This is a genomic window from Thalassovita mediterranea (assembly GCA_019448215.1).
GTDB lineage: Bacteria > Pseudomonadota > Alphaproteobacteria > Caulobacterales > Hyphomonadaceae > Henriciella.
In genome coordinates, this window is record CP080408.1 from 1,700,013 (window position 1) to 1,718,703 (window position 18,691).

Consider the following 18,691-nt stretch of genomic DNA (forward strand, 5'->3'; position numbering starts at 1 on the left):
CCGTGGGTATGAAAGACCTCTCAAAGATCATGCAGCAGGCCCAAGAGATGCAGGCCAAGATGCAGGAAGCCCAGCAGAAGATCGAACAGATCGAAGCTGAAGGCATTGCTGGCGCTGGCCTCGTGACGGTTCGCCTGCGCGGCAAGGGCGAAATGGTCAGCCTGAACATCGACCCGTCCCTTCTGGAAGACGAAGCCGAGATCATCGAAGACCTGGTCAAGGCAGCGCACGGCGATGCGCGAAAGCGCCTCGACGAGGAAATGGAAAAGGCCATGAAGGAAGCCACCTCCGGCTTTGGCGGCATGATGCCCGGCTTCAAGATGCCGTTCTAAGCTTCAATGAGCCAGAAGAGCGCGGGACCTGAAATCCTGAAAATGATTGAGCTGATCGGGAAGCTTCCCGGTCTGGGCCCGCGCTCGGCCCGGCGAGCGGCGTTGCACCTGTTGAAACGCAAGGACCAGCTGCTCATGCCGCTCGCGGACGCATTGGCCGAGGCCGGTAACCGGATCGAGCAGTGCAAGACGTGCGGGAATTACGACACGCTGCAGCCCTGTGCGGTCTGTCAGAATACGGGCCGGGACGACAGCGTCATCTGCGTGGTTGAGGATGTGCCGGACCTCTGGGCACTGGAGCGCGCGAGCGCCTTTCGCGGCCGCTATCACGTGCTTGGCGGCGTGCTGTCGCCGCTAGACGGCGTGGAACCTGAAGACCTGACCATCGGCATGCTGGTGGACCGGGTCAAAGGCGGCGAGGTCAAGGAAGTGATCTTCGCGCTCAGCGCTACGCTCGATGGGCAGATCACCGTCGACTATGTGCGCGACCAGCTGGAAGGGCTGGACGTGACCACCACGCGGCTTGCCCAGGGCGTGCCGCATGGCGGCGAGCTTGATCATCTCGACGAAGGTACGCTGGCGGCGGCGATGCGCTCGCGGCGCTAGGAAGGCCCCACCCTAAGCCTCCCTAGAGGGGAGGGGATACAGTTTCGCCGAGCTTTGAACTTGCGCTTCCCATTGTGAGCATCGCCCCCTCCCCGCGAGCGGGGAGGGTCGGGGTGGGGAACTGAGTGCGCTACTCGACCGCGCGTTCCTTGGCGCGCTTCCAGGCGGGGCGCTCCATGTTGCGATGATAATAGGCTTGGAGATTCTTGTAGGGGCCGAGCTCTCCAAGCCGTTCTGCCATGTTGCAGATATAGGTGACTCCGATATCTGGCGCCTGGAACTTGTCACCCAGGATGAACTCGCGGCCTTCAAGCTGCTTGTCGAGCAGGCCGAGATGGAGCGGCACCTCGCCATCTGCAAACGCCTTGTGAACCGGAGAAGGATTGTCGCCTTCGCGCGCCTGTAGCATCCGCATGAAGAGCGGCAGGAAGGCAGAGCCCTCCGGATAGTGGAGCCAGCGCTGGAATTCGGCCCAGGCCTGCTTGTCGCTGCGCGGCGGGGCGAGTTTGCCGTCCGGGTCGTAATGATCGACGAGATAGGCGGCGATGGCGCCGGACTCGGTCATCATGACGCCGTCGATTTCGAGGGTCGGCGACTTGCCGAGCGGGGTGGCCTCTTTCAGGTCTTCCTGCGCACGGAAGGTCTGCGGATGGCGGTGATAGACCTTGAGTTCGTAGTCGAGGCCGAGCTCTTCCAGTAGCCAGACAGTGAAGATCGAGCGCCCGATGCGCAGGTGGTGGAGAATGATCATAAGAGTGGCTTCCTTGGCCTATTCGTTTCGGTCGATGCGGTAGACGACGCCGTCCATATTGGCGGTCGCCGCATAGAGATTGCCGTCCGGGCCGATGGCGACATCGCGGAAGGGAATTTCGAGATCGGCCATGAGGTCGGCCTGACCGGTCACATTGCCTTCCTCGTCCAGCATGATGTGGACGAGCTTCTGGCCGCGCGGGCCATTCATGGCGCCGACGATGAGGTCGCCGTCCCATTCAGACCAGACGTCGCCGCTGACAAGCGCCATGCCTGACGGGGCGATGGAGGGCACCCATTTGATGACCGGTTGCTCCATGCCGGGCGCTTCGGTTTCATCGGTGATGATGGTGCCGTCATAGTTCACGCCATAGGTGATGGCTGGCCAGCCATAATTATTGCCGGCTTCGATACGGTTCAGCTCATCGCCGCCTTTTGGCCCATGCTCATGCGCCCAGAGCGTTTCGCGGGCTTCATCCCAGACGAGGCCCTGCACATTGCGATGGCCATAGCTCCAGACGCCGGGCAGGCCGTTCTCGCCATCGATAAAAGGATTGTCTTCCGGGAAGGAGCCGTCCGTGTTCAGGCGGACGATTGTGCCGTGATAATTCTGCGGGTTCTGGGCTTCTTCCATATAGCGGAAGCCTTCGCCGAGCGTGACGATGAGCGTGCCATCGGGCAGGAAGGCCAGCCGCCCGCCATAATGGTGGGAGGTTTCGCGCGGCGCGCCGGTGAAGATTTCCTGCACATCGGTCAGTTCGCTCGCATCATCCGACAGGACGCCGGAGACGACGGCGGTCGTATTCTCTTCGGCGGTGCCTTTGGCGAAGGCGAGGTAGAGTTTGCGGTTGCTGGCAAAGTCCGGGTCGATCGCCATGGCGAAATACCCGCCCTGCGCATTCACATGAGCTTCTGGCGTCCCGGCGACCGGCTCTGGCAGAAGCTCGCCATCGCGAACCAGGCGGATGGCGCCGCTGCGTTCTGTGACGAGCATTGTGCCGTCAGGAAGGAAGAGCATGTCCCAGGGAAATTCGAGGCCAGTGGCGACGGGCGTCAGGCGGAAGCCGTCTTCGCTGACAAGCGCATCAGCCGCGGTCTCGCCGGTCTCTCCTTCGCTTGCTTCTGCCGCCGGCGTGTCGGTTTCGGCAGTTTGCGAAGGCGCCTCAGTGTCGGGCTGCGAGCAGGCGGCCGCTAGAATAAGGGCGCTCGCTGTCAGTGCCAGGAATCTCATGATCTCTCCCACGATTGTCTGTCCGGTAATCTAGGGGCTTGGCCGGGCAACGCAATTGACCTGCCCAAAAGAAAAGGGCGGCCCCTTTCGAGGGCCGCCCTTTCAGGATTTGTATCAGACCTGACTACCAGCTCTTGCGGACCCGCACACCGTAGAGGCGTGGCTCGGTCAGGAAGATGTTGGAGAAGAGACCCGAGCTGTCATCGGTGAGGTAGCGGCCGGTGATGACCTCTTCATCGGTGACGTTCTTGCCGAAGATCTCGAACTCGAGGCCGTTCTCGTCATTGAAGAAGACGACAGCGAGGTTGAGGTTGTTCCAGCTTTCCAGCTGGTCACCGCCGGTGTTCCAGACGCGGCTGAAGCTGTCGCCCTGGTAGTAGTAGTCACCGCGGATGCGAGCATCCCAGGCGCCGCCGAAGATGCCTTCGAAGGTGTACTCTGCACCCAGGCTGAGCGTCGTTTCCGGCGCACCTGGAATGGAGTTACCGTCGAGATCCTTGGCCTCACCATCAAACGGCGTCAGGCCGCCGATCGTGCGGGTCGTGCCGGTCGAGTCCGTGTAGGTCACGCTTGGCACACCGAAGGCGGCTTCCTGACCGGCGAAGGCGCCGACGCAGAGGCCTGCGGTAGAGCCAGGTGCCAGCAGGCCGGCCTGGATCGCGCCGAGCACGGTGGCGTAACCCTGCGCCGAGACAACACAGTTCGAATAGGTCTGTGCGTTCTTCAGCGTGATCAGGTCAGCACGGCCATTGGTGCGGTCAAGCACGTCGATCGCGAAGGTGTCCTGGATCTCGGTATCGAGAAGGCCGAGGTTGGCGTTGATCACGAAGGTCGACGCCGGGTTCCAGATCGTCTCGATTTCGAAGCCTTGCAGCTTTGCATCGATGTTGAAGTTCGCAGATGAGCGGTTCACGATCTGCGTGATCTGGTAGCCTTCATAGTTGTAGTAGAAGCCCGTTGCGTTCAGCTGCAGGGCACCTGAGGCGAGCGTGTTCTTCGTACCGATTTCGTAGGAGTCGATGAACTCCGGATCGAAGGTTTGCGGGAAGTTCGACGCACCGGCTGGTTGTGGCGGGTTGATACCACCGCCCTTATAGCCACGCGAGTAGAAGCCGTAGATCAGCGTATCATCGGTGAAGCTGAGATCAGGCTGCCAGTCGAGACCGATACGGCCTGTGGTTTCCTCGAAAGCGACATTGTAGCTGCCGTCGCCGGCATCGTCATTGTCGTTGCCAGGAATTGGCTGTGGTGAAAGGTTGGCTGTCGGGTTCGGGTTAGGCACGAACAGGGCCGTCGGGATGTTGTCCTGCTCCTTCTGGTCATCGGTGTAGCGAAGACCGATGGTCAGCTGGAGGTTATCCGTCAGGTCGAAATAGCCTTCACCGAAGACAGCGAAGGATTCCAGACGGTACGGCGAGAGCGAGCGGAAATAGTTGCCGCCAAAGCCGCTGAAGTTGCTGATCGGGCCAACCGAGCCACCAGAGGTGTCGATCGGAACCGGACCGCCAAAGACGCCGCCACCGGTCGCGTTGTTGAACTGGGTCAGCGCGGTGAGCGTGTTGGACAGAACGACATAACCAGCGGTCGGGTCATTCGGGTCGATAGCTTCGAAGTCGACGGAGATGGCGCCGAGGTTGAAGTTGAACCGGCCATCAAAGTCCGACTGCAGGCGCAGTTCGTGGGTGGTCTGCTCGCTGCCGCCGCCGGAGATGTCGAACGTGCGGAACGTGTTCGACGCGCCCAGCTGTGGATCGTTCACAACCCCGCCAGGGAAGAGGGCGTTGTAGAGGTCCGCTGTCGGGCTGATACCTGGAGGAATACCGGAGAGATCGTTGAACGTCACGTTCGGTGCGATCTTGTTATAGTCCTCGACCGACACGGCAGACGTCTCATTATAGCTGCCGAGATAGGTCAGCAAGAGAGAGTCAGTGAGATCAAACTCGGCCTTCCATGTGAAGAGCTCCTGGTCAGCCTTGTAGACAGGATCGAAAGCCGATTCGATGGTGCGCAGATCCTGGATCAGCGGATCGGTGAAGGCGTCGCCGTTGAGGAGGCCCGCCGCGATACCGAGACCACCGCCGAGCGTACCAGCAGAGTTCACGCGGTCAGTAGACTGGCTGAGAGGTGCTTCCTGACAGCCCAGCGTGGTGTAGACTTGGTCAGCGCCGGAAATTGGGATGTTCGCAAAGCTCGTCAGGAACGGATCCTTGTCACAGAGCTGCTTGCCCGAGCGCAGACGCGAATCGTCTTCCTCGAAATAGTCATAGGAAATGAAGCCGCGGAGGCGGTCTGTCGGTTCAACGGCCAGCGTGGCGCGGAAGCCGTAGAGATCACGGTCGTCGATGTCGTTGCCGGTGACGACGTTGTCCACATAGCCGTCACGCTGAAGCAGCGAGCCAGCGAGGCGGAATGCGGCCTTCTCACCGAGCGGGACGTTCAACATGCCCTTCGCCTTGAAGGTGTTGTAGTTGCCGTAGGTGAGGTTCAGGTCAGCCTGGAATTCTTCGAAGACCGGCTTTGCGGTAATGACGTTGATCACGCCGCCCGTTGCGTTACGGCCGTAAAGCGTGCCTTGCGGGCCGCGCAGGGTTTCGACGCGTTCCACATCGTAGAATTCAGCTTCGAAGAGCCGGTTGGCCGTCAGAGGCACGTCGTTCTGGTGGACACCCACACCAGCGTCACCGGACTGGGCAACGAGGTCGGCACCGATGCCGCGGATCTTGAAGTTATAGGAGCCGCCGAAGTTGCCCTTGGTGAACGACACGTTCGGGATCGAGCGGACGAGGTCAGGGCCACCGGTCAGCTGAAGCTTTTCGAGCGCTTCTTCATCGAAGGCCGACACGGCAATTGGAACGTCCTGAATGGACTCTTCGGTTTTCTGCGTGGTCACGAGAACCGTGCCAAGCGTGCGGCGGACTTCTACATCGCCGCCGTCGTCCTGCGCGGTCGCGACCGGCGCAAGCATGCTGAGTGCGATCGCCGAGGCGCCCGCCAGCATTAGATACTTTTCGGGTGTCTTTTTAGTCATCTCAACTCCTCCCAGATGAGCGGCCATTCTGGTCGACCGTCTCATTGATTGCGTTTCCTCACGGGCCGACTTTTTTGTTTTTGGTCGTGCCCCGCTGGATAGTTGATCGGTAGATGTGACAATTTGTCAACAACTTACTCGGTACACGAGAACTTGAATATTTGCCGTGTTTTTTGGGTAACTGGGGGCTGACCTTAAGGAAGGTTTAGCTTGGAGCGACTTGGCCCGTCTGCTATCTGCCCGGGCTATGAGCCAGTCATCATCAGCACTTGTCCTGTTTTCCGGCGGACAGGATTCCACAACATGTCTCGCGTCTGCGCTAAAGCGCTATCGCCACGTTGAAACTGTGGGATTTGATTATGGCCAGCGCCACCGCGTGGAGCTGGATGCCCGGGAGCATGTGCTGACCGCGATTCGCCAGGACTTTCCGCAATGGGCAGACCGTCTCGGCGAGGACCATCTGATCGACCTTGGCGTCCTCGGCCAGATCAGCGAAACCTCGCTGACCCGCGAGACTGAAATCACGGAGAATGAGGACGGTCTTCCGTCGACCTTCGTGCCGGGGCGCAATCTCATCTTCCTGACGCTTTCGGCCGCCCTGGCCTGGCGCCGCGGGATTGATGTGATCATCGGAGGCATGTGTGAGACGGACTATTCCGGCTATCCGGACTGCCGGCGCGACACGATTGATGCGCAGCAGAAAGCGCTGTCGCTCGGCATGGACCGGCAATTCACCCTGAAGACGCCGCTCATGTGGCTCGACAAGGCGGAAACATGGCAGCTGGCTTTTGACATTGGCGGCGAGGCGCTCGTCGATCTCATCGTCGAGAAGACCCATAGCTGTTACATGGGCGACCATCGCACCCGCCATGACTGGGGCTATGGCTGCGGCAACTGCCCTGCCTGCGACCTTCGCGCCAAGGGCTATGAAAAGTGGCGGGAGCGCCAGAGTTGAAAACCTATTCCGTGAAAGAGGCCTATGTGACCTTGCAGGGCGAGGGCGCACAGACCGGGCGTGCGGCCGTCTTCCTGCGCTTTGCGGGCTGTAATCTCTGGAGCGGACTGGAACGCGACCTCGAAAGCGCGGTCTGCAAGTTCTGCGATACTGATTTTGTCGGCACGGACGGCGAGAATGGCGGCAAGTTCAAAGGCGCAGATGCGCTGGCCGATCATGTTGTTTCCGTATGGCGGAAGAAGACGGGCGAAAGCGGCGCGGGCTATGTGGTCTGCACGGGCGGTGAGCCGCTGCTGCAGCTTGATGAGGCGGCGATTGCTGCGCTGCATGCCCGCGGCTTCGAGGTTGGGGTGGAAACGAACGGGACCCTGCCTGCGCCAGCGAGCCTCGACTGGATATGCGTGTCGCCCAAGGCAAATTCGGACATCGTGCAGCTTAGCGGGAATGAACTGAAACTCGTCTATCCGCAGACCGAGCCAGAAGCGCAGCCAGAGCGTTTTGCTGCGCTGCAGTTCGAACACTTCTTCCTTCAGCCCAAAGATGATAACAGGCAGGCCGAAAACATCGCGGCTGCGGCCGACTACTGTATGAAGCATCCGGAATGGCGACTGAGCTTACAAACCCACAAACTGATCGGGCTGCCCTGAGCCCGTCAGGCGAAGTGTTCGAGATCTCGAAGGCGGTGACCTTTGAGGCTGCGCATTTCATGGGCGGGAAGCCTGAAGGCCACCCGTATCGCAATCTGCATGGGCATTCCTTCCGCCTCGAGGCCGCCATCAAGGGACGGGTAAAGCCGGGCGAGGAATGGGTCGAGGATTTCAGCAAGCTGACCGAAGCGCTCAAGGCGACGGCAGAGAAGCTCGATCACTCGCTTCTGAATGAGATTGATGGGCTGTCAGTGCCGACACTGGAGCGCATCTGCCTCTGGGCCGCGCGTGAAATCAAAGCCGAGCTTCCAGGGCTCAGCCGCATCACGCTGTCGCGGCCGAGCCTGAATGAAAGCTGCACGCTGGAGCTTGGTCAGTAGGCCCTAGCTTTCCGGGTCTGAAAGCTCTTCAGCGAATTTCTGCGCAAAGCGGCGCGAGGCGCGTGAGGCATCACTCCAGACGCCAGAGGCGACGACCTGCGTGATGTCATTTTCGAACCAGTCATATTGCAGCTGGCCAACGGGCGTGCCGCTTGCGTCATAGGCAACACCTGCAAGCTCCATCCCACCGAGCGACTTTGAACGAAGCATGTCGAGGCCAGGGCGGCGTCCCATCTGCTCCATGGTCGGGCGGTTGGGTTTCGCATCGACGATCGTCACCGAGACGCGCGCCGGATCGAGGTTCGCCTTGCCCAGCTCGCGTTCGAGATCGCTGCGAATGTCGTCCTTGAGCTTGTCGCCTTCCTTGATGCCGTAATCATCCTGAAGCTTTTCCTGAAACTCAGGCGAATAGGTGATTTCGATATCCGTGGCGGACGCAAACGGGGAGAGCGCCATCGCTGTAAGGGCGAGAAATGCGGTTTTCATGAACTTACCTCCTCTAAAAGGCACTTGCCTATTATAGCAGAGAAACGCGCCCAGCGTAGTCGCGGTTGCGATATAGCTGCTGCCCGCCGAGGCAGGCAGCAGCTTTGAGGGGCGGCCTAGACGGTATCGACGAAGACAATCTCTGCGTCAGACACACCGTTAATGGTGATTTTCTCGGGGCCCGTGATCGCAACGCCGTCGCGGGCATTCAGGCGGTCCTTGCCGTTGAGGTCGACCGATCCGTCTGCAAGGACGAGATAGCCGTGGCGGCCTGCCGAAACGCTGTATTCCAGCGTCTCGCCGGCCTTTACGGTCGCACCGAGCACCTTTGCGTCCTGACGGATCGGCAGAGCTTCATCGCTCACGTCGCCGCTCGCGAGGACAGCCCACGAACCCGACCGGTCCGCCTTCGGGAATTTGCGTGCGCCCCAGCCTGGCTCGCCGCCTGCCGTGGCTGGCTCAATCCAGATCTGGAAGAGGGTGGTTTCCTCATTTTCAGCATTCCATTCAGAATGCTGCACACCGCGACCGGCACTCATCACCTGGACGTCACCGGCTTCGGTGCGGCCCTTATTACCCATGGAATCCTGGTGCGTGATCGCGCCAGAGCGGACATAGGTGATGATTTCCATGTCCCGGTGGCCATGCGGCGGGAAGCCGGTCTGGGGACGGATCTTGTCGTCATTCCAGACGCGCAGCTTGCCGTGGCCCATGCGGGACGGGTCGTAATATTGCGAGAAAGAGAAATGATAATGGGCGTCGAGCCACTCATTCCTGAATGCACCGAGCCCTGTGAAACGTCTGATATCGATCATGGGTCATCTCCGGTTTTGTGTTCCGGACACAGAAATGGCGCGGCATCGCTGCCGCGCCAATGGGGTGTTGGGCAGATGACTTATGCAGCGCCCGAATGAATGGACGCTGCAGCCAGAGCCTGATGCCTAGATAGGTTCGTACGGGAAGACCGAGGTGGTCGCGCCCATGTCCATGAAGCTGCCCTTCATCGAAGGCAGGCCCTGATTGAGCAGCGTCTCTGGCGTCCAGCCTTCGAGGCGGGCAACCGATTTCACCGGACGCGGCTGGTCGAAGAGCACGACTTCATTGCCGCGCACAGAGAATATCTGGCCGCTGACATCCTTTGCAGCATCAGCGCAGAGTGCAACGGCAAGCTGGGCGACCTGATCGGCGCGCATGCCGTTCTTCATGCGCTCGACGCGCTCACGGCCGGCTTCGTCCTTCACAGGGATGGACGCGATCATGCGGGTCCATGCAAATGGCGCGATGACGTTGGAGCGAACATTCTTGCGCTCACCTTCCATGGCGATGATGCGCGACAGGCTGGCAATGCCGAGCTTGGCGGCGCCATAGTTTGCCTGGCCAATGTTTCCGATAAGACCCGTCGTCGAGGTGAAGAGGACGTAGGAGCCGTCTTCCTGGTCGCGGAAATGGTTCACTGATGCGCGGGTCACGTTGAAGGAGCCGTTGAGGTGAACGTCGATGACGGCCTTCCAGTCGGCTTCGGACATCTTGTGGAACATGCCGTCACGCAGGATGCCAGCCGGGTTCATGATGCCGTGCAGGCCGCCGAACTCATCCTTGGCCTGTTCGATCATGCCTTCGACGGCCTTGTAGTCCGTCACGCTGTCAGAGTTCGAAACAGCTTCGCCGCCAGCGGCGCGGATTTCCTGAGCGACTTTTTCGGCCGGGCCCGCATCGCCGGCATCGCTGCCCGCATCGCTGAGGCCGCCGCCGAGATCATTGACGACGACTTTTGCTCCTTCCTTGGCTGCGAGCAGCGCGCATTCCTTGCCGATGCCGTTACCGCCACCGGTGACCAGGATCACTTTTCCGTCGAGTACGCCCATGAATTTCCTCCTCAATCGCTTTGTTCAAAAGGGTTGGATGCGTTCCAACACCCTCAGGCAAAACTTGGCAAGTCGATTGAGGGAGACCTATCGCCGCTGCAGGCAAAAAAGGGTCAGGGCTGCAGCGGCGATTTCTCCTTCGGAGAGAGGCTTATTCGGCAGCAACCTGCGCGGCGCCATGTTCCGCCATCAGGCGAGCCTTGGCGCTCTCGCTTTTCCAGGCGAAGTTCCATGGTAGGCCGAGCCGGACGGCAGCGTCGGCGGGCGGGCTGCCTTTGACGGGCGTGTGCTCTGCCACCCGGCCCATGGCCTTCACGGCAAGGGATGAGACGGGATTGAGGTTGTATTCCTTGCCAAGTTCGAGACGGTCGCGGACCGATGATGGCAGGATGGAGACAGAGGCATTCGCGAGCGCCCGGTGCAGCGCCTTTGGCACGTTGCGCGCGGCCTGTCCGGATTTGATGATGTCGAGGAATTCGGTGTTGATCGGGTGCGGCTCAAACCGTGGCAGGAGGCTGGCCAGCATGGCGTCGAAGTCTTCGGGTTTGCGCAGCGGGCTTTCAACGCCGTAGAGGCGGGCAACGTCGACGCCTTCCTCATAGAAGCGGCACTTTTCCTCATAGGAAAGCGGCTGCACGAAGCGGTCATAGGCCGTCAGGAAGCCATAGCCAGCTGTCGCACTGACCCAGTCGAGCAGCTCCACGTCCAGCGCCTTGTAGGCCTCACCGGACGGGGTCGTGCCTTCGACCTTGGCATGCATGTTGGTCACGCCCTGAATGATACGGCGTGCGGCGCTGGCCGGGCCATAGACACCGACCATGGCGGCCATGCCGGTCCGTTGTGAGCGGCCGATAGGGTCGGTCTTGAAGACCGAGTGATCCCAGACACCAGAGCGGATGCGGGCATCGGCAAATTCAAGCAGGACAGCGGCAACACCGCCAATGGCAAGCGCGATCGGGTTCTTGAAGACGCGCCAGGAAACGGAATCGGGCGCAGCATACGCCGCTTCGCCCTCAGGCGTGGTGAAGTCTACTTTCCAGCCCAGATACGATTTAAGTTTCTGCATGGGTCCTGTCCTTCCGGCGATTGGCACCGTTCAAAAAATTAGAACGTGTACTAATAATCGCCGGAAGGATCAGGCTCAAGCTATCACTTCTGAGCGGTAGCCCGCGACTTTTGCGATGCTGGCATCGGCTTCGGCGATGATACGCTCGACGATGTCCTTCACCGGCAGGACGTCTTTCACGCCGCCTGCAGACTGGCCCATGGCGAAGCAGGACGTGTCCGCATTGAGCTTGGCTTCATCGGTGATGCCGCCAATGCCGCCGATCACGCCGGTTTTGTTGGAGTGGATCGCCTGGTGCGGGAAGGGCTGGATGTCCTCCGGGCGGCTTTCCCAGTCGAGGATATACTCATTGGTGCGGCAGCGCATCGGCTTGCCGGAATAGCAGCGCGTGCGGGTCGTGTCGGTATCGCCTGCGCCAACCACAGTCTGCTTGTAGAGGTTTGCCGCGTGCGCCTCTTCCGAAGCGATGAAGCGCGTGCCCATCCAGACGCCGACAGCGCCAAGGGCAAGAGACGCTGCGAGGCCGCGCCCATCATAAATGCCGCCCGCGGCAATGACTGGGATGTCGACGGCTTCGACGGCCTGCGCGACCAGCGGCATGGTGCCGACAAGACCGGTATGGCCACCGCCTTCGCCGCCTTGCAGGATGACGGCGTCACAGCCTGCCTGCTCCGCCTTGATGGCGTGCTTCACCGCGCCGCCGACGACCATGACTTTCAGACCGGCCTTTTTCAGCTTCTCCATGATCGGCATTGGCACGCCGAGACCGGCTACGAAGCTGTCTGCGCCGCCATTGATGATGACATCGACGGATTCCTCGAGGCTTTCGGGCGAGGCGGCCAGAAGGTCTACACCGAAAGGCTGGTCCGTCAGCTGGCGGACCTTCTTCATCTGTTCGGCGATGAAATCCGGCGTCGTGCCAGCCATGCCGAGGACGCCATAGCCACCGGCATTTGACATGGCGGCGGCAAGCTCAGCGTACGAGACGCCGCCCATGCCGGCGAGCATGATCGGGTATTTCACGCCCAGAAAATCGCAAAGCGGTGTGTGCAGGCTCATGATGCTATCTCCCAAAGTATCTTGGGCGCCATCAATGCGCTCTCAGGCTGGTTTGTGAAGTCGTCTCGCGACGGCAGGACGAGAGTGTTAACGCCGCCGCCCGGAACCAATCGCCGCTTCACCGATTATTTACACAGATTAACCCGAGCAGCCGTGGCCCACCGCCACAGGAGTTTAGAATGAACTTCAAGATCGTACTTCTCGCAGCGTCCGCACTTCTGATGGGCGCGTGCACCGACCGCGAACAGGATGTGTCGCAAGAAGTTGGCGCAGAAACCGGGACGCCTGAATATGTCTACGGCGAGCAGGATGGTAGCGCCGAGACAGAAGACCTGATTGATGGCGACGGTTCAGAGGAGCCGAACGACAATGCCGTCGTTGATACCCGCGTCGACACGGGTCCCGCTAACATGGACAGCGAAGGTTCTGTGCCCACGCCAGAGGGCGACCTGACCGGTGAATATGGCATGGAAGAAGATGGTTCGCCGGAAACGACCAGCGAAACCACCCCCCAGTAAGATCTAGAAGATGTTGTAGCCGCCATCGATCAGGAACGTATCGCCTGAATGGTAGGACGAGGCATCTGAGGCTAGATACACAGCAACACCGCCAAAATCTTTCGGCTCGCCCCAGCGGCGGGCCGGAACGCGTGAGATCACCTTGGTCTGGAAGACTTCGGTGTTCTGCGCGGTCTCAGTCATGTCGGTGGCAATCCAGCCCGGCAGGATCGCATTGGCGCGGACGCCGTAGCGCGCCGTTTCAACCGCAATCGCTTTCAGCATTGAGATAAGGCCGCCCTTGGTTGCTGCATATGCCTGATTGCGCGCAGCGCCAGAGATTGCGGCGAGCGAAGCCACACCGACGAGGGAGCCGCCCGGATCACCGGCCTTCGCACGCTCTGTGATGTGCTTGGTTGCTTCGCGAAGGGTCCAGAACGCGCCGTCGAGATTGACAGCCATGTTCTTGTTCCAGGTTTCGGTGGTCATTTCCATGAAGCTGGAGGCGCCAAAGCCGACGCCCGCATTTGCGATACAGGTGTCCACGCGGCCAAATGCGTCGACGGTCGCTTTCATGGCATCCACCACGGCCGTTTCATCTGCAACGTCGACGCTCCAGGCTTTTACGTCGCCTGCGCCAAGTTTCGACAGTGCCTCCACCGCCTCCTTGTTCGCCGCTTCCTTGCGGCCCCAGATCGCGACATGTGCATTCGACGCGGCCAGCGCCTCTGCCATGCCGTAGCCGATGCCGCGATTGCCGCCCGTGACGAGCGCAACTTTGCCGGTCAGATCAAAAGGTGCGTAGGCCATATTACTCTCCCTGAATGTTTGACCGGCATAAAGCTGCAGAGCCTTGCCGGATGCAATCATGACGAGGGGGAAAGTTGTGTGCCGCTGAGATCTGGTTTCTATCGCGCGCGAAGGGAAATGCCAGCGCCGGGCCTGCGGCCACGATCTGGCAGGGCGAAGCGCACAAGGTCTTCCTCGCGGTCTATCTGAAGCCTGAAGGCTTTCAGGATATCGAGACCGAGGATCATGACCGGCGTGTCCAACAGTCCGAAACGGTCCAGAAATTCGGGGTTCGAGACGATGACATTGAAGCGGTCGACTTCGAAGTCACCGATTTCAAACCGGCGGCTGAACAGGACTTTGACGGGGGTGATGTTTCCGGTCGCCCCGACGAGTTCGATGTCGCGGACGGAATCGCGCGAGCGGCTTGCGCCTTCCGCAAAAGCTGAATTGACGACCGAGACGCTGGCACCGGTATCAATGAGGGCCAGTCCCTTTGTGCCGTTCACACTCACCTCGATGAAGGGCAGTCCGCCGATTCGTGTCACCTCAAGACGGGTGACAAGCGACCGGCTGATATGGGCTGGCGCGCCGTCATAGACCCGCAGCCGGGATCTCTCGAAATCGAAATCGAGCGTCCTCTGCGGCAGGCTGCTCGCCGGGATGACATTTCCGGTCGAGGGGAACCTCACCTTGTTGTTGTAGGCCGCCTGCGCGGCGTCCACCCGGACCGGGCCGACGCTCATACGGTCAACGTCGATGACCGGAAAGGTGCGTACGTCTCCAAGGCCGATGATCTCGATCAGAGCCGGGCTGGCGGGCGGGGCCACGCCAATAAGCGCGGCGGACTGGCTGTCGATGATGGGAAAGGTGGCGCCGGTGTCGACGATGGCGTCCACATCTTCGCGCCCGTTCAGGCGAAGCGTAACCACCATATGGCCGGAGTCTGTGATCTCGAACGGGATATCATCGCTGACAGCGGCGTGCGCGCTGAGCGGCGCGAGCGTCAGCACGGTCAGTAAAGCTGCGATGGTGGAGGTGAGTTTCACCTCAAGTCTCCCTTCTGCGCTCTCTTTGGCGGAGCGCTTCGATCAGGAGATTATGCCATCATTTGCCATTCTGAGGAAGCGAGGCGGCAAGCGCGACGCCTGCATCAATGATCCGGCTCGTTTCATCCCAGAGTTTGAGGCCCGGGACTTCGGCAAGATCAAAGAAGCGCGCCTCTGCCGCATCGTCGCCAGCGACCGGTTCGCCCGCCGTCCAGATGGCGAGATAGTCGCACAGCACATAGTGGCGGGTGATCAGCGTGCCTTCGCGGTTCCTGATAATGGCGTCGACGACATCGAGAAGACCCGCAATGCGCGCATCGACCCCGGTCTCTTCCTTCAGTTCGCGCAGGGCGGCGTCTTTCGCGGTTTCGCCCGCTTCGATCCGCCCGCCGGGCAGCGACCATTCCCCCGTCATTGGCGGCGTCCCACGACGTATCAGAAGGACCTGATCACCGCGCAGGCACACAATGCCAGCAGCTGGCTGGGGCCGGACGCCGTCGGCAAGTTTTGGTGAATTTTCTACGAATGGCATTGAGCAAACCTGAAGTGCAATCTAATTCCAGAGGTTGGGGGACACAGTATGGCGCGCTCATCGTCGAGCAAAAAGCGGATAAGTCTCGCCCTGCAGGGCGGCGGATCGCATGGCGCCTTCACCTGGGGTGTACTGGACCGGTTGGCCGAAGAGGACAAGCTGGAGATCAGCGCGATTTCGGCGACGTCCGCCGGCGCCATGAATGCGGTGGCCTATCTCTCAGGTCTGCGGAACAACGGACGCAAGGGCGCACGCGTCGCGCTGGAGAATTTCTGGAGCGACATTTCAAAGAAGGGCGCGCTTTATCGGTCCGCGCCGTCCAATCCGATGGCACAGGAACTGATCGGCAGTCCGTTCGGGTTCTGGACGACCAATGTCGCCAAGGTGATGACGACCTTCTTCAGCCCGTACGACCTCAATCCGGCAAACATAAACCCGCTGCGCGATATCCTGAAAACGATCGATTTCGATGCGGTCAGGTCGAGCGGTGTCGACCTACATGTCGCTGCCACCAATGTGCAGACGGGGCGGTTGAAGACCTTCACCGGCCTCGAGCTGACCTGCGATGCGGTTCTGGCCTCGGCCTGCCTGCCGCAAGTCTTTCAGGCGGTCGAGATTGAAGGCGTGCCTTATTGGGATGGCGGGTATGTCGGTAATCCCAACCTCGAACCACTGCTGAAGCGGAAAGATACGCGCGACATCCTTCTGGTGACGCTGAACCCGATCAAGCGGACGACGACGCCGCGAAGTGCAGCGGAGATCCAGGACAGGCTGAACGAGATCATCTTCAACACGTCGCTTCTGAACCAGCTTCGCAAAGATAACGTCCAAGAGGCGAAGCCTCCAAGAAGATGGCCGTTTGGTAGGACCAAATCCGATGGCCCACTCATGCACGCCATACAGGGCGATGATGTGCTGTCCTTTTTGAGCCTCGATACCAAGTTCGACACAAGCTGGCAGTTCCTGACCGGGCTGCGGGACAAGGGGCGCAAGGCGGCGGCTGACTGGCTGAAGAAGTGCGAAGACAAGGTGGGCTATAGCTCCACCGTCGACATCGAGGAGGTCTTCTTCAAGACCTAGGCGCCAAAGCGCAACATGGTGATCTTCGCCTTGCCGGCTTCGCGCGTATCGACCTCTGTGAAGCCCGGATGCTCAAAGGTTTCGCGGGCCTCGGTCTCAACGACGACCAGTGCGTCCGGGGCAAGCCAGTTGCCGGTTTTGAGCGTCGCGAGGCATGGCTCGACCAGCCCTTTATTGTAAGGCGGGTCCATGAAGGCGAGGGTGAATGGCTCACCAACGCCTGCGGGCTTCGGCCCAAGATCGGTGGCACTGCGGCGATGGATGCGCGTGTTTCCAAAAAGCTGGAAGCTTTCGATATTGTTGCGGATCGCGCCGCGGGCCGCGCTTTCGGTCTCAACGAAGAGGCAGAAGGCTGCGCCGCGCGAGATCGCTTCGAAGCCGAGCGCGCCAGAGCCTGCAAACAGGTCGATGACACGTGCGCCCTCAAGGTCAGGTGCCCAGGACGCGTGGGCCAGCACGTTGAACAGGCTCTCGCGCGCTCTGTCAGAGGTTGGCCTTGTGTCCCGGCCCGCAGGCGCAGCGATGGCCTGACCTTTGAATTTTCCAGATATGATCCGCATGGGCGAGGCGCTTAGCATCATGCAGGGGTGGCGAAAAGCGTGGGCGGCTGTATGAGCGAAAGCATGGTGCCAGACTCCAGACATATGACGCGCGCGCTTGAGCTTGCACGCGAGGCTGCCGCCGATGGCGAGGTGCCGGTAGGCGCCGTAGTCGTGGACCCGCGCACCGATGAAGTGGTCGCCGAAGGACGCAATGGACCGATCGGGATCCATGATCCGACGGCGCATGCAGAGATTGTCGCGATCCGTCAGGCAGGCATGAACCGGAGCAATTACAGGCTCACAGGCCTCTGGCTCTATGTCACGCTGGAGCCGTGCGCGATGTGCGCCGGAGCGATCTCGTTCGCGCGGATCGGCAAGCTGATCTATGCCGCGGAAGACCCCAAGGGCGGCGGCGTGGTGCACGGCCCGCGCTTCTTTGACCAGCCGACCTGTCACTGGCGGCCTGAAGTCTATCAGGACCTTGGCCATGCCGAGGAAGCGGGCCAGTTGCTTCGCGACTTCTTTCGCGCGCGCCGGGCATGATCTCGCCTTGATCGGGTGGCAGCTTTCAGGGCAGCATCGCTTCTGAAGGGGGACCACACCATGAAACCAGCATTGATCCTGACGGGGCTCGTTGCCCTGCCGCTTATCGCGAGCGCGGCCCTGCCGCCGCAATATCAGCGCCAGCGCGAGCTGGTCAGCATCATAGAGAGCGGTGAAGTGTCCGATGCGCTGGATGGCCGGCCAATCGACGCCATCGAGACGGACGGGTTTGATACCTACATCGTCACGGCTGGCGAATGTACGCTGATCGTGGAACTCACCGGCACCGGCGAGCGCATGCCAGATGGTTGGGTCGGGCCACGCCAGTATGACCTCAAGGTTGGCGAGGCTGAATGCACTGATCTGGAAACAGGTTAAGATAAATAATTATTGTGTAGCAATAATTCTTTGATATAAGGCATCCATCTTTTCTGGATGGGGGCGGTCATGGCGCACGACAAAAACTCAAGCGGTAATGGCAAGGCGGGGTCATATGACACGCTTTCAATCCTGGCGTGGGTGGCCGTCGCCATTCTGTCGGTGAACGTGTCCTACTTTGTCGGCGAGGAAGTCGGCGGTCAGTATTTCGAGAGCGGCGCGGACATTCTTCCGCTTCTCAATGGCTTCATGATCGGCCTCCTGAAAGCCGGGCCGACAATTTTCATCGCGTTTGCGCTGGCTGATTTCGCGTCTTTCTTTGGACGTTGCGGTCAGGGTCAGGTGTTCACGGCGCGGAATCTGAAGACCTTGCGTCAGGGTGCGGACAGCCTGATCTGGGCAGCGGTCACCAGCGCCGTGATAATCCCGGCAGTGCTCGGCTGGGTCGGTGATGAAACCAGCCGCAACATATTCAGCTTTACCGATCTCGCGCTCGGCGTTGGTCTGATGGGATTTGCCCTGCACGGGCTGGCGAGTGTCTTCGAGGATGCCATCGCGCTCAAGGATGACAATGACCAGTTCGTCTGAGGAGAATGCCCTCCCGGGTGAGATCATTGTCCGGCTGGATGTCATGCTGGCGCTGAGGAAGCGCCGCGCCAAGGATGTGGCCGCCGAAATCGGTATGACGGAAGCCAACCTCTCGCTGCTCAAATCGGGCAAGGTGAAAGGCGTCAGATTCGACACGCTGATCCGGCTTTGCGACGCGCTTTCCTGTACGCCCGGAGACCTTCTGGAATATGTCGGGAATGAGGCAGAAGAGAGCCGTTAACACTTTGGAATTGTTAAATTAAATTACAGAAAGTGATGCCTGATTGC

23 protein-coding genes are annotated in these 18,691 nt (G+C 60.4%); 11 read left to right on the forward strand and 12 right to left on the reverse strand.

All coding sequences use genetic code 11. The annotated features are described in order from the left end of the window. Positions 1 to 8 precede the first annotated feature (8 nt). Together KUV46_08415 and recR are read left to right on the forward strand one after the other, a co-directional pair. A complete protein-coding gene (locus KUV46_08415; protein ID QYI99381.1) occupies positions 9 to 332 on the forward strand; it encodes a YbaB/EbfC family nucleoid-associated protein in 324 nt (107 codons plus the stop codon). A 6-nt stretch (positions 333 to 338) separates the two neighbouring features. After that, complete coding sequence (gene recR, locus KUV46_08420) at positions 339 to 938, forward strand: recombination mediator RecR (GenBank protein ID QYI99382.1); 600 nt, start codon at positions 339 to 341, stop codon at positions 936 to 938. Between the two features lie 130 nt (positions 939 to 1,068). Here recR and KUV46_08425 read toward each other — a convergent pair whose 3' ends face one another. The 3 genes from KUV46_08425 to KUV46_08435 form a co-directional block, all read right to left on the reverse strand. After that, positions 1,069 to 1,689, reverse strand: coding sequence for a glutathione S-transferase family protein (locus tag KUV46_08425; protein QYI99383.1), 621 nt, complete (start codon positions 1,687 to 1,689; stop codon positions 1,069 to 1,071). A gap of 18 nt (positions 1,690 to 1,707) precedes the next feature. Continuing rightward, a complete protein-coding gene (locus tag KUV46_08430; GenBank protein ID QYI99384.1) occupies positions 1,708 to 2,919 on the reverse strand; it encodes a PQQ-dependent sugar dehydrogenase in 1,212 nt (403 codons plus the stop codon). 124 nt (positions 2,920 to 3,043) lie between these two features. Then, positions 3,044 to 5,947, reverse strand: a complete 2,904-nt coding sequence (locus tag KUV46_08435; protein ID QYI99385.1) for a TonB-dependent receptor — start codon at positions 5,945 to 5,947, stop codon at positions 3,044 to 3,046. Positions 5,948 to 6,194: 247 nt separating this feature from the next. Between KUV46_08435 and queC the strand changes: the two genes are divergently transcribed. The 3 genes from queC to KUV46_08450 are packed head-to-tail and all read left to right on the forward strand — an operon-like array spanning position 6,195 to position 7,929. Further along, the gene (queC, locus tag KUV46_08440) at positions 6,195 to 6,902 is read left to right on the forward strand and encodes a 7-cyano-7-deazaguanine synthase QueC (GenBank protein ID QYI99386.1); all 708 of its coding nucleotides are present in this window, start codon (positions 6,195 to 6,197) and stop codon (positions 6,900 to 6,902) included. After that, a complete protein-coding gene (gene queE, locus KUV46_08445; protein ID QYI99387.1) occupies positions 6,899 to 7,549 on the forward strand; it encodes a 7-carboxy-7-deazaguanine synthase in 651 nt (216 codons plus the stop codon). Before queC ends, queE begins: the two co-directional genes overlap by 4 nt. Then, positions 7,504 to 7,929: a 6-pyruvoyl tetrahydropterin synthase family protein gene (locus tag KUV46_08450; protein QYI99388.1), complete on the forward strand. Its 426-nt coding sequence runs from the start codon at positions 7,504 to 7,506 to the stop codon at positions 7,927 to 7,929. Before queE ends, KUV46_08450 begins: the two co-directional genes overlap by 46 nt. Before the next feature lie 3 nt (positions 7,930 to 7,932). Here the strand turns inward: KUV46_08450 and KUV46_08455 are convergent, their stop codons facing one another. From KUV46_08455 to KUV46_08475, 5 genes are all read right to left on the reverse strand, one after another. Continuing rightward, positions 7,933 to 8,415 carry a hypothetical protein gene (locus tag KUV46_08455; GenBank protein QYI99389.1) on the reverse strand — a complete coding sequence of 161 codons (483 nt, stop codon included), beginning with the start codon at positions 8,413 to 8,415 and terminating at the stop codon, positions 7,933 to 7,935. A gap of 116 nt (positions 8,416 to 8,531) precedes the next feature. Then, positions 8,532 to 9,230, reverse strand: a complete 699-nt coding sequence (locus KUV46_08460; protein QYI99390.1) for a pirin family protein — start codon at positions 9,228 to 9,230, stop codon at positions 8,532 to 8,534. 126 nt (positions 9,231 to 9,356) lie between these two features. Beyond that, positions 9,357 to 10,280, reverse strand: a complete 924-nt coding sequence (locus tag KUV46_08465) for an SDR family oxidoreductase (protein ID QYI99391.1) — start codon at positions 10,278 to 10,280, stop codon at positions 9,357 to 9,359. Positions 10,281 to 10,431: 151 nt separating this feature from the next. After that, positions 10,432 to 11,346, reverse strand: a complete 915-nt coding sequence (locus KUV46_08470; protein QYI99392.1) for an oxygenase MpaB family protein — start codon at positions 11,344 to 11,346, stop codon at positions 10,432 to 10,434. Between the two features lie 75 nt (positions 11,347 to 11,421). Beyond that, a complete protein-coding gene (locus KUV46_08475; protein ID QYI99393.1) occupies positions 11,422 to 12,405 on the reverse strand; it encodes a nitronate monooxygenase in 984 nt (327 codons plus the stop codon). A gap of 179 nt (positions 12,406 to 12,584) precedes the next feature. On the opposite strand from KUV46_08475, the gene KUV46_08480 reads away from it, so the two are divergent. Beyond that, positions 12,585 to 12,923, forward strand: coding sequence for a hypothetical protein (locus tag KUV46_08480; GenBank protein ID QYI99394.1), 339 nt, complete (start codon positions 12,585 to 12,587; stop codon positions 12,921 to 12,923). 3 nt (positions 12,924 to 12,926) lie between these two features. Here KUV46_08480 and KUV46_08485 read toward each other — a convergent pair whose 3' ends face one another. The 3 genes from KUV46_08485 to KUV46_08495 all read right to left on the reverse strand — a co-directional run bounded on the left by KUV46_08485 (position 12,927) and on the right by KUV46_08495 (position 15,272). Beyond that, positions 12,927 to 13,712, reverse strand: a complete 786-nt coding sequence (locus KUV46_08485; GenBank protein ID QYI99395.1) for an SDR family oxidoreductase — start codon at positions 13,710 to 13,712, stop codon at positions 12,927 to 12,929. 98 nt (positions 13,713 to 13,810) lie between these two features. Then, entirely contained in the window at positions 13,811 to 14,740 is a 930-nt protein-coding gene (locus KUV46_08490; GenBank protein ID QYI99396.1) for an aspartyl protease family protein, read from the reverse strand. Between the two features lie 58 nt (positions 14,741 to 14,798). Next, entirely contained in the window at positions 14,799 to 15,272 is a 474-nt protein-coding gene (locus KUV46_08495) for an NUDIX hydrolase (protein QYI99397.1), read from the reverse strand. Between the two features lie 48 nt (positions 15,273 to 15,320). Between KUV46_08495 and KUV46_08500 the strand changes: the two genes are divergently transcribed. Beyond that, positions 15,321 to 16,352: a patatin-like phospholipase family protein gene (locus tag KUV46_08500; GenBank protein QYI99398.1), complete on the forward strand. Its 1,032-nt coding sequence runs from the start codon at positions 15,321 to 15,323 to the stop codon at positions 16,350 to 16,352. Here the strand turns inward: KUV46_08500 and rsmD are convergent. Beyond that, positions 16,349 to 16,912, reverse strand: a complete 564-nt coding sequence (gene rsmD, locus KUV46_08505; GenBank protein QYI99399.1) for a 16S rRNA (guanine(966)-N(2))-methyltransferase RsmD — start codon at positions 16,910 to 16,912, stop codon at positions 16,349 to 16,351. The genes KUV46_08500 and rsmD overlap by 4 nt on opposite strands. A 63-nt stretch (positions 16,913 to 16,975) precedes the next feature. Between rsmD and KUV46_08510 the strand changes: the two genes are divergently transcribed. From KUV46_08510 to KUV46_08525, 4 genes are all read left to right on the forward strand, one after another. After that, on the forward strand, positions 16,976 to 17,437 hold the full coding sequence (locus KUV46_08510) for a nucleoside deaminase (GenBank protein ID QYJ02377.1): 462 nt from the start codon (positions 16,976 to 16,978) through the stop codon (positions 17,435 to 17,437). A gap of 60 nt (positions 17,438 to 17,497) precedes the next feature. After that, positions 17,498 to 17,815 (forward strand): hypothetical protein, encoded by a 318-nt coding sequence (locus KUV46_08515; GenBank protein QYI99400.1) that lies wholly within the window; start codon positions 17,498 to 17,500, stop codon positions 17,813 to 17,815. 69 nt (positions 17,816 to 17,884) lie between these two features. Next, positions 17,885 to 18,403, forward strand: a complete 519-nt coding sequence (locus KUV46_08520; GenBank protein ID QYI99401.1) for a DUF2975 domain-containing protein — start codon at positions 17,885 to 17,887, stop codon at positions 18,401 to 18,403. Continuing rightward, the gene (locus KUV46_08525; GenBank protein QYI99402.1) at positions 18,387 to 18,644 is read left to right on the forward strand and encodes a helix-turn-helix transcriptional regulator; all 258 of its coding nucleotides are present in this window, start codon (positions 18,387 to 18,389) and stop codon (positions 18,642 to 18,644) included. Before KUV46_08520 ends, KUV46_08525 begins: the two co-directional genes overlap by 17 nt. The last annotated feature ends 47 nt before the right edge of the window (positions 18,645 to 18,691 follow it).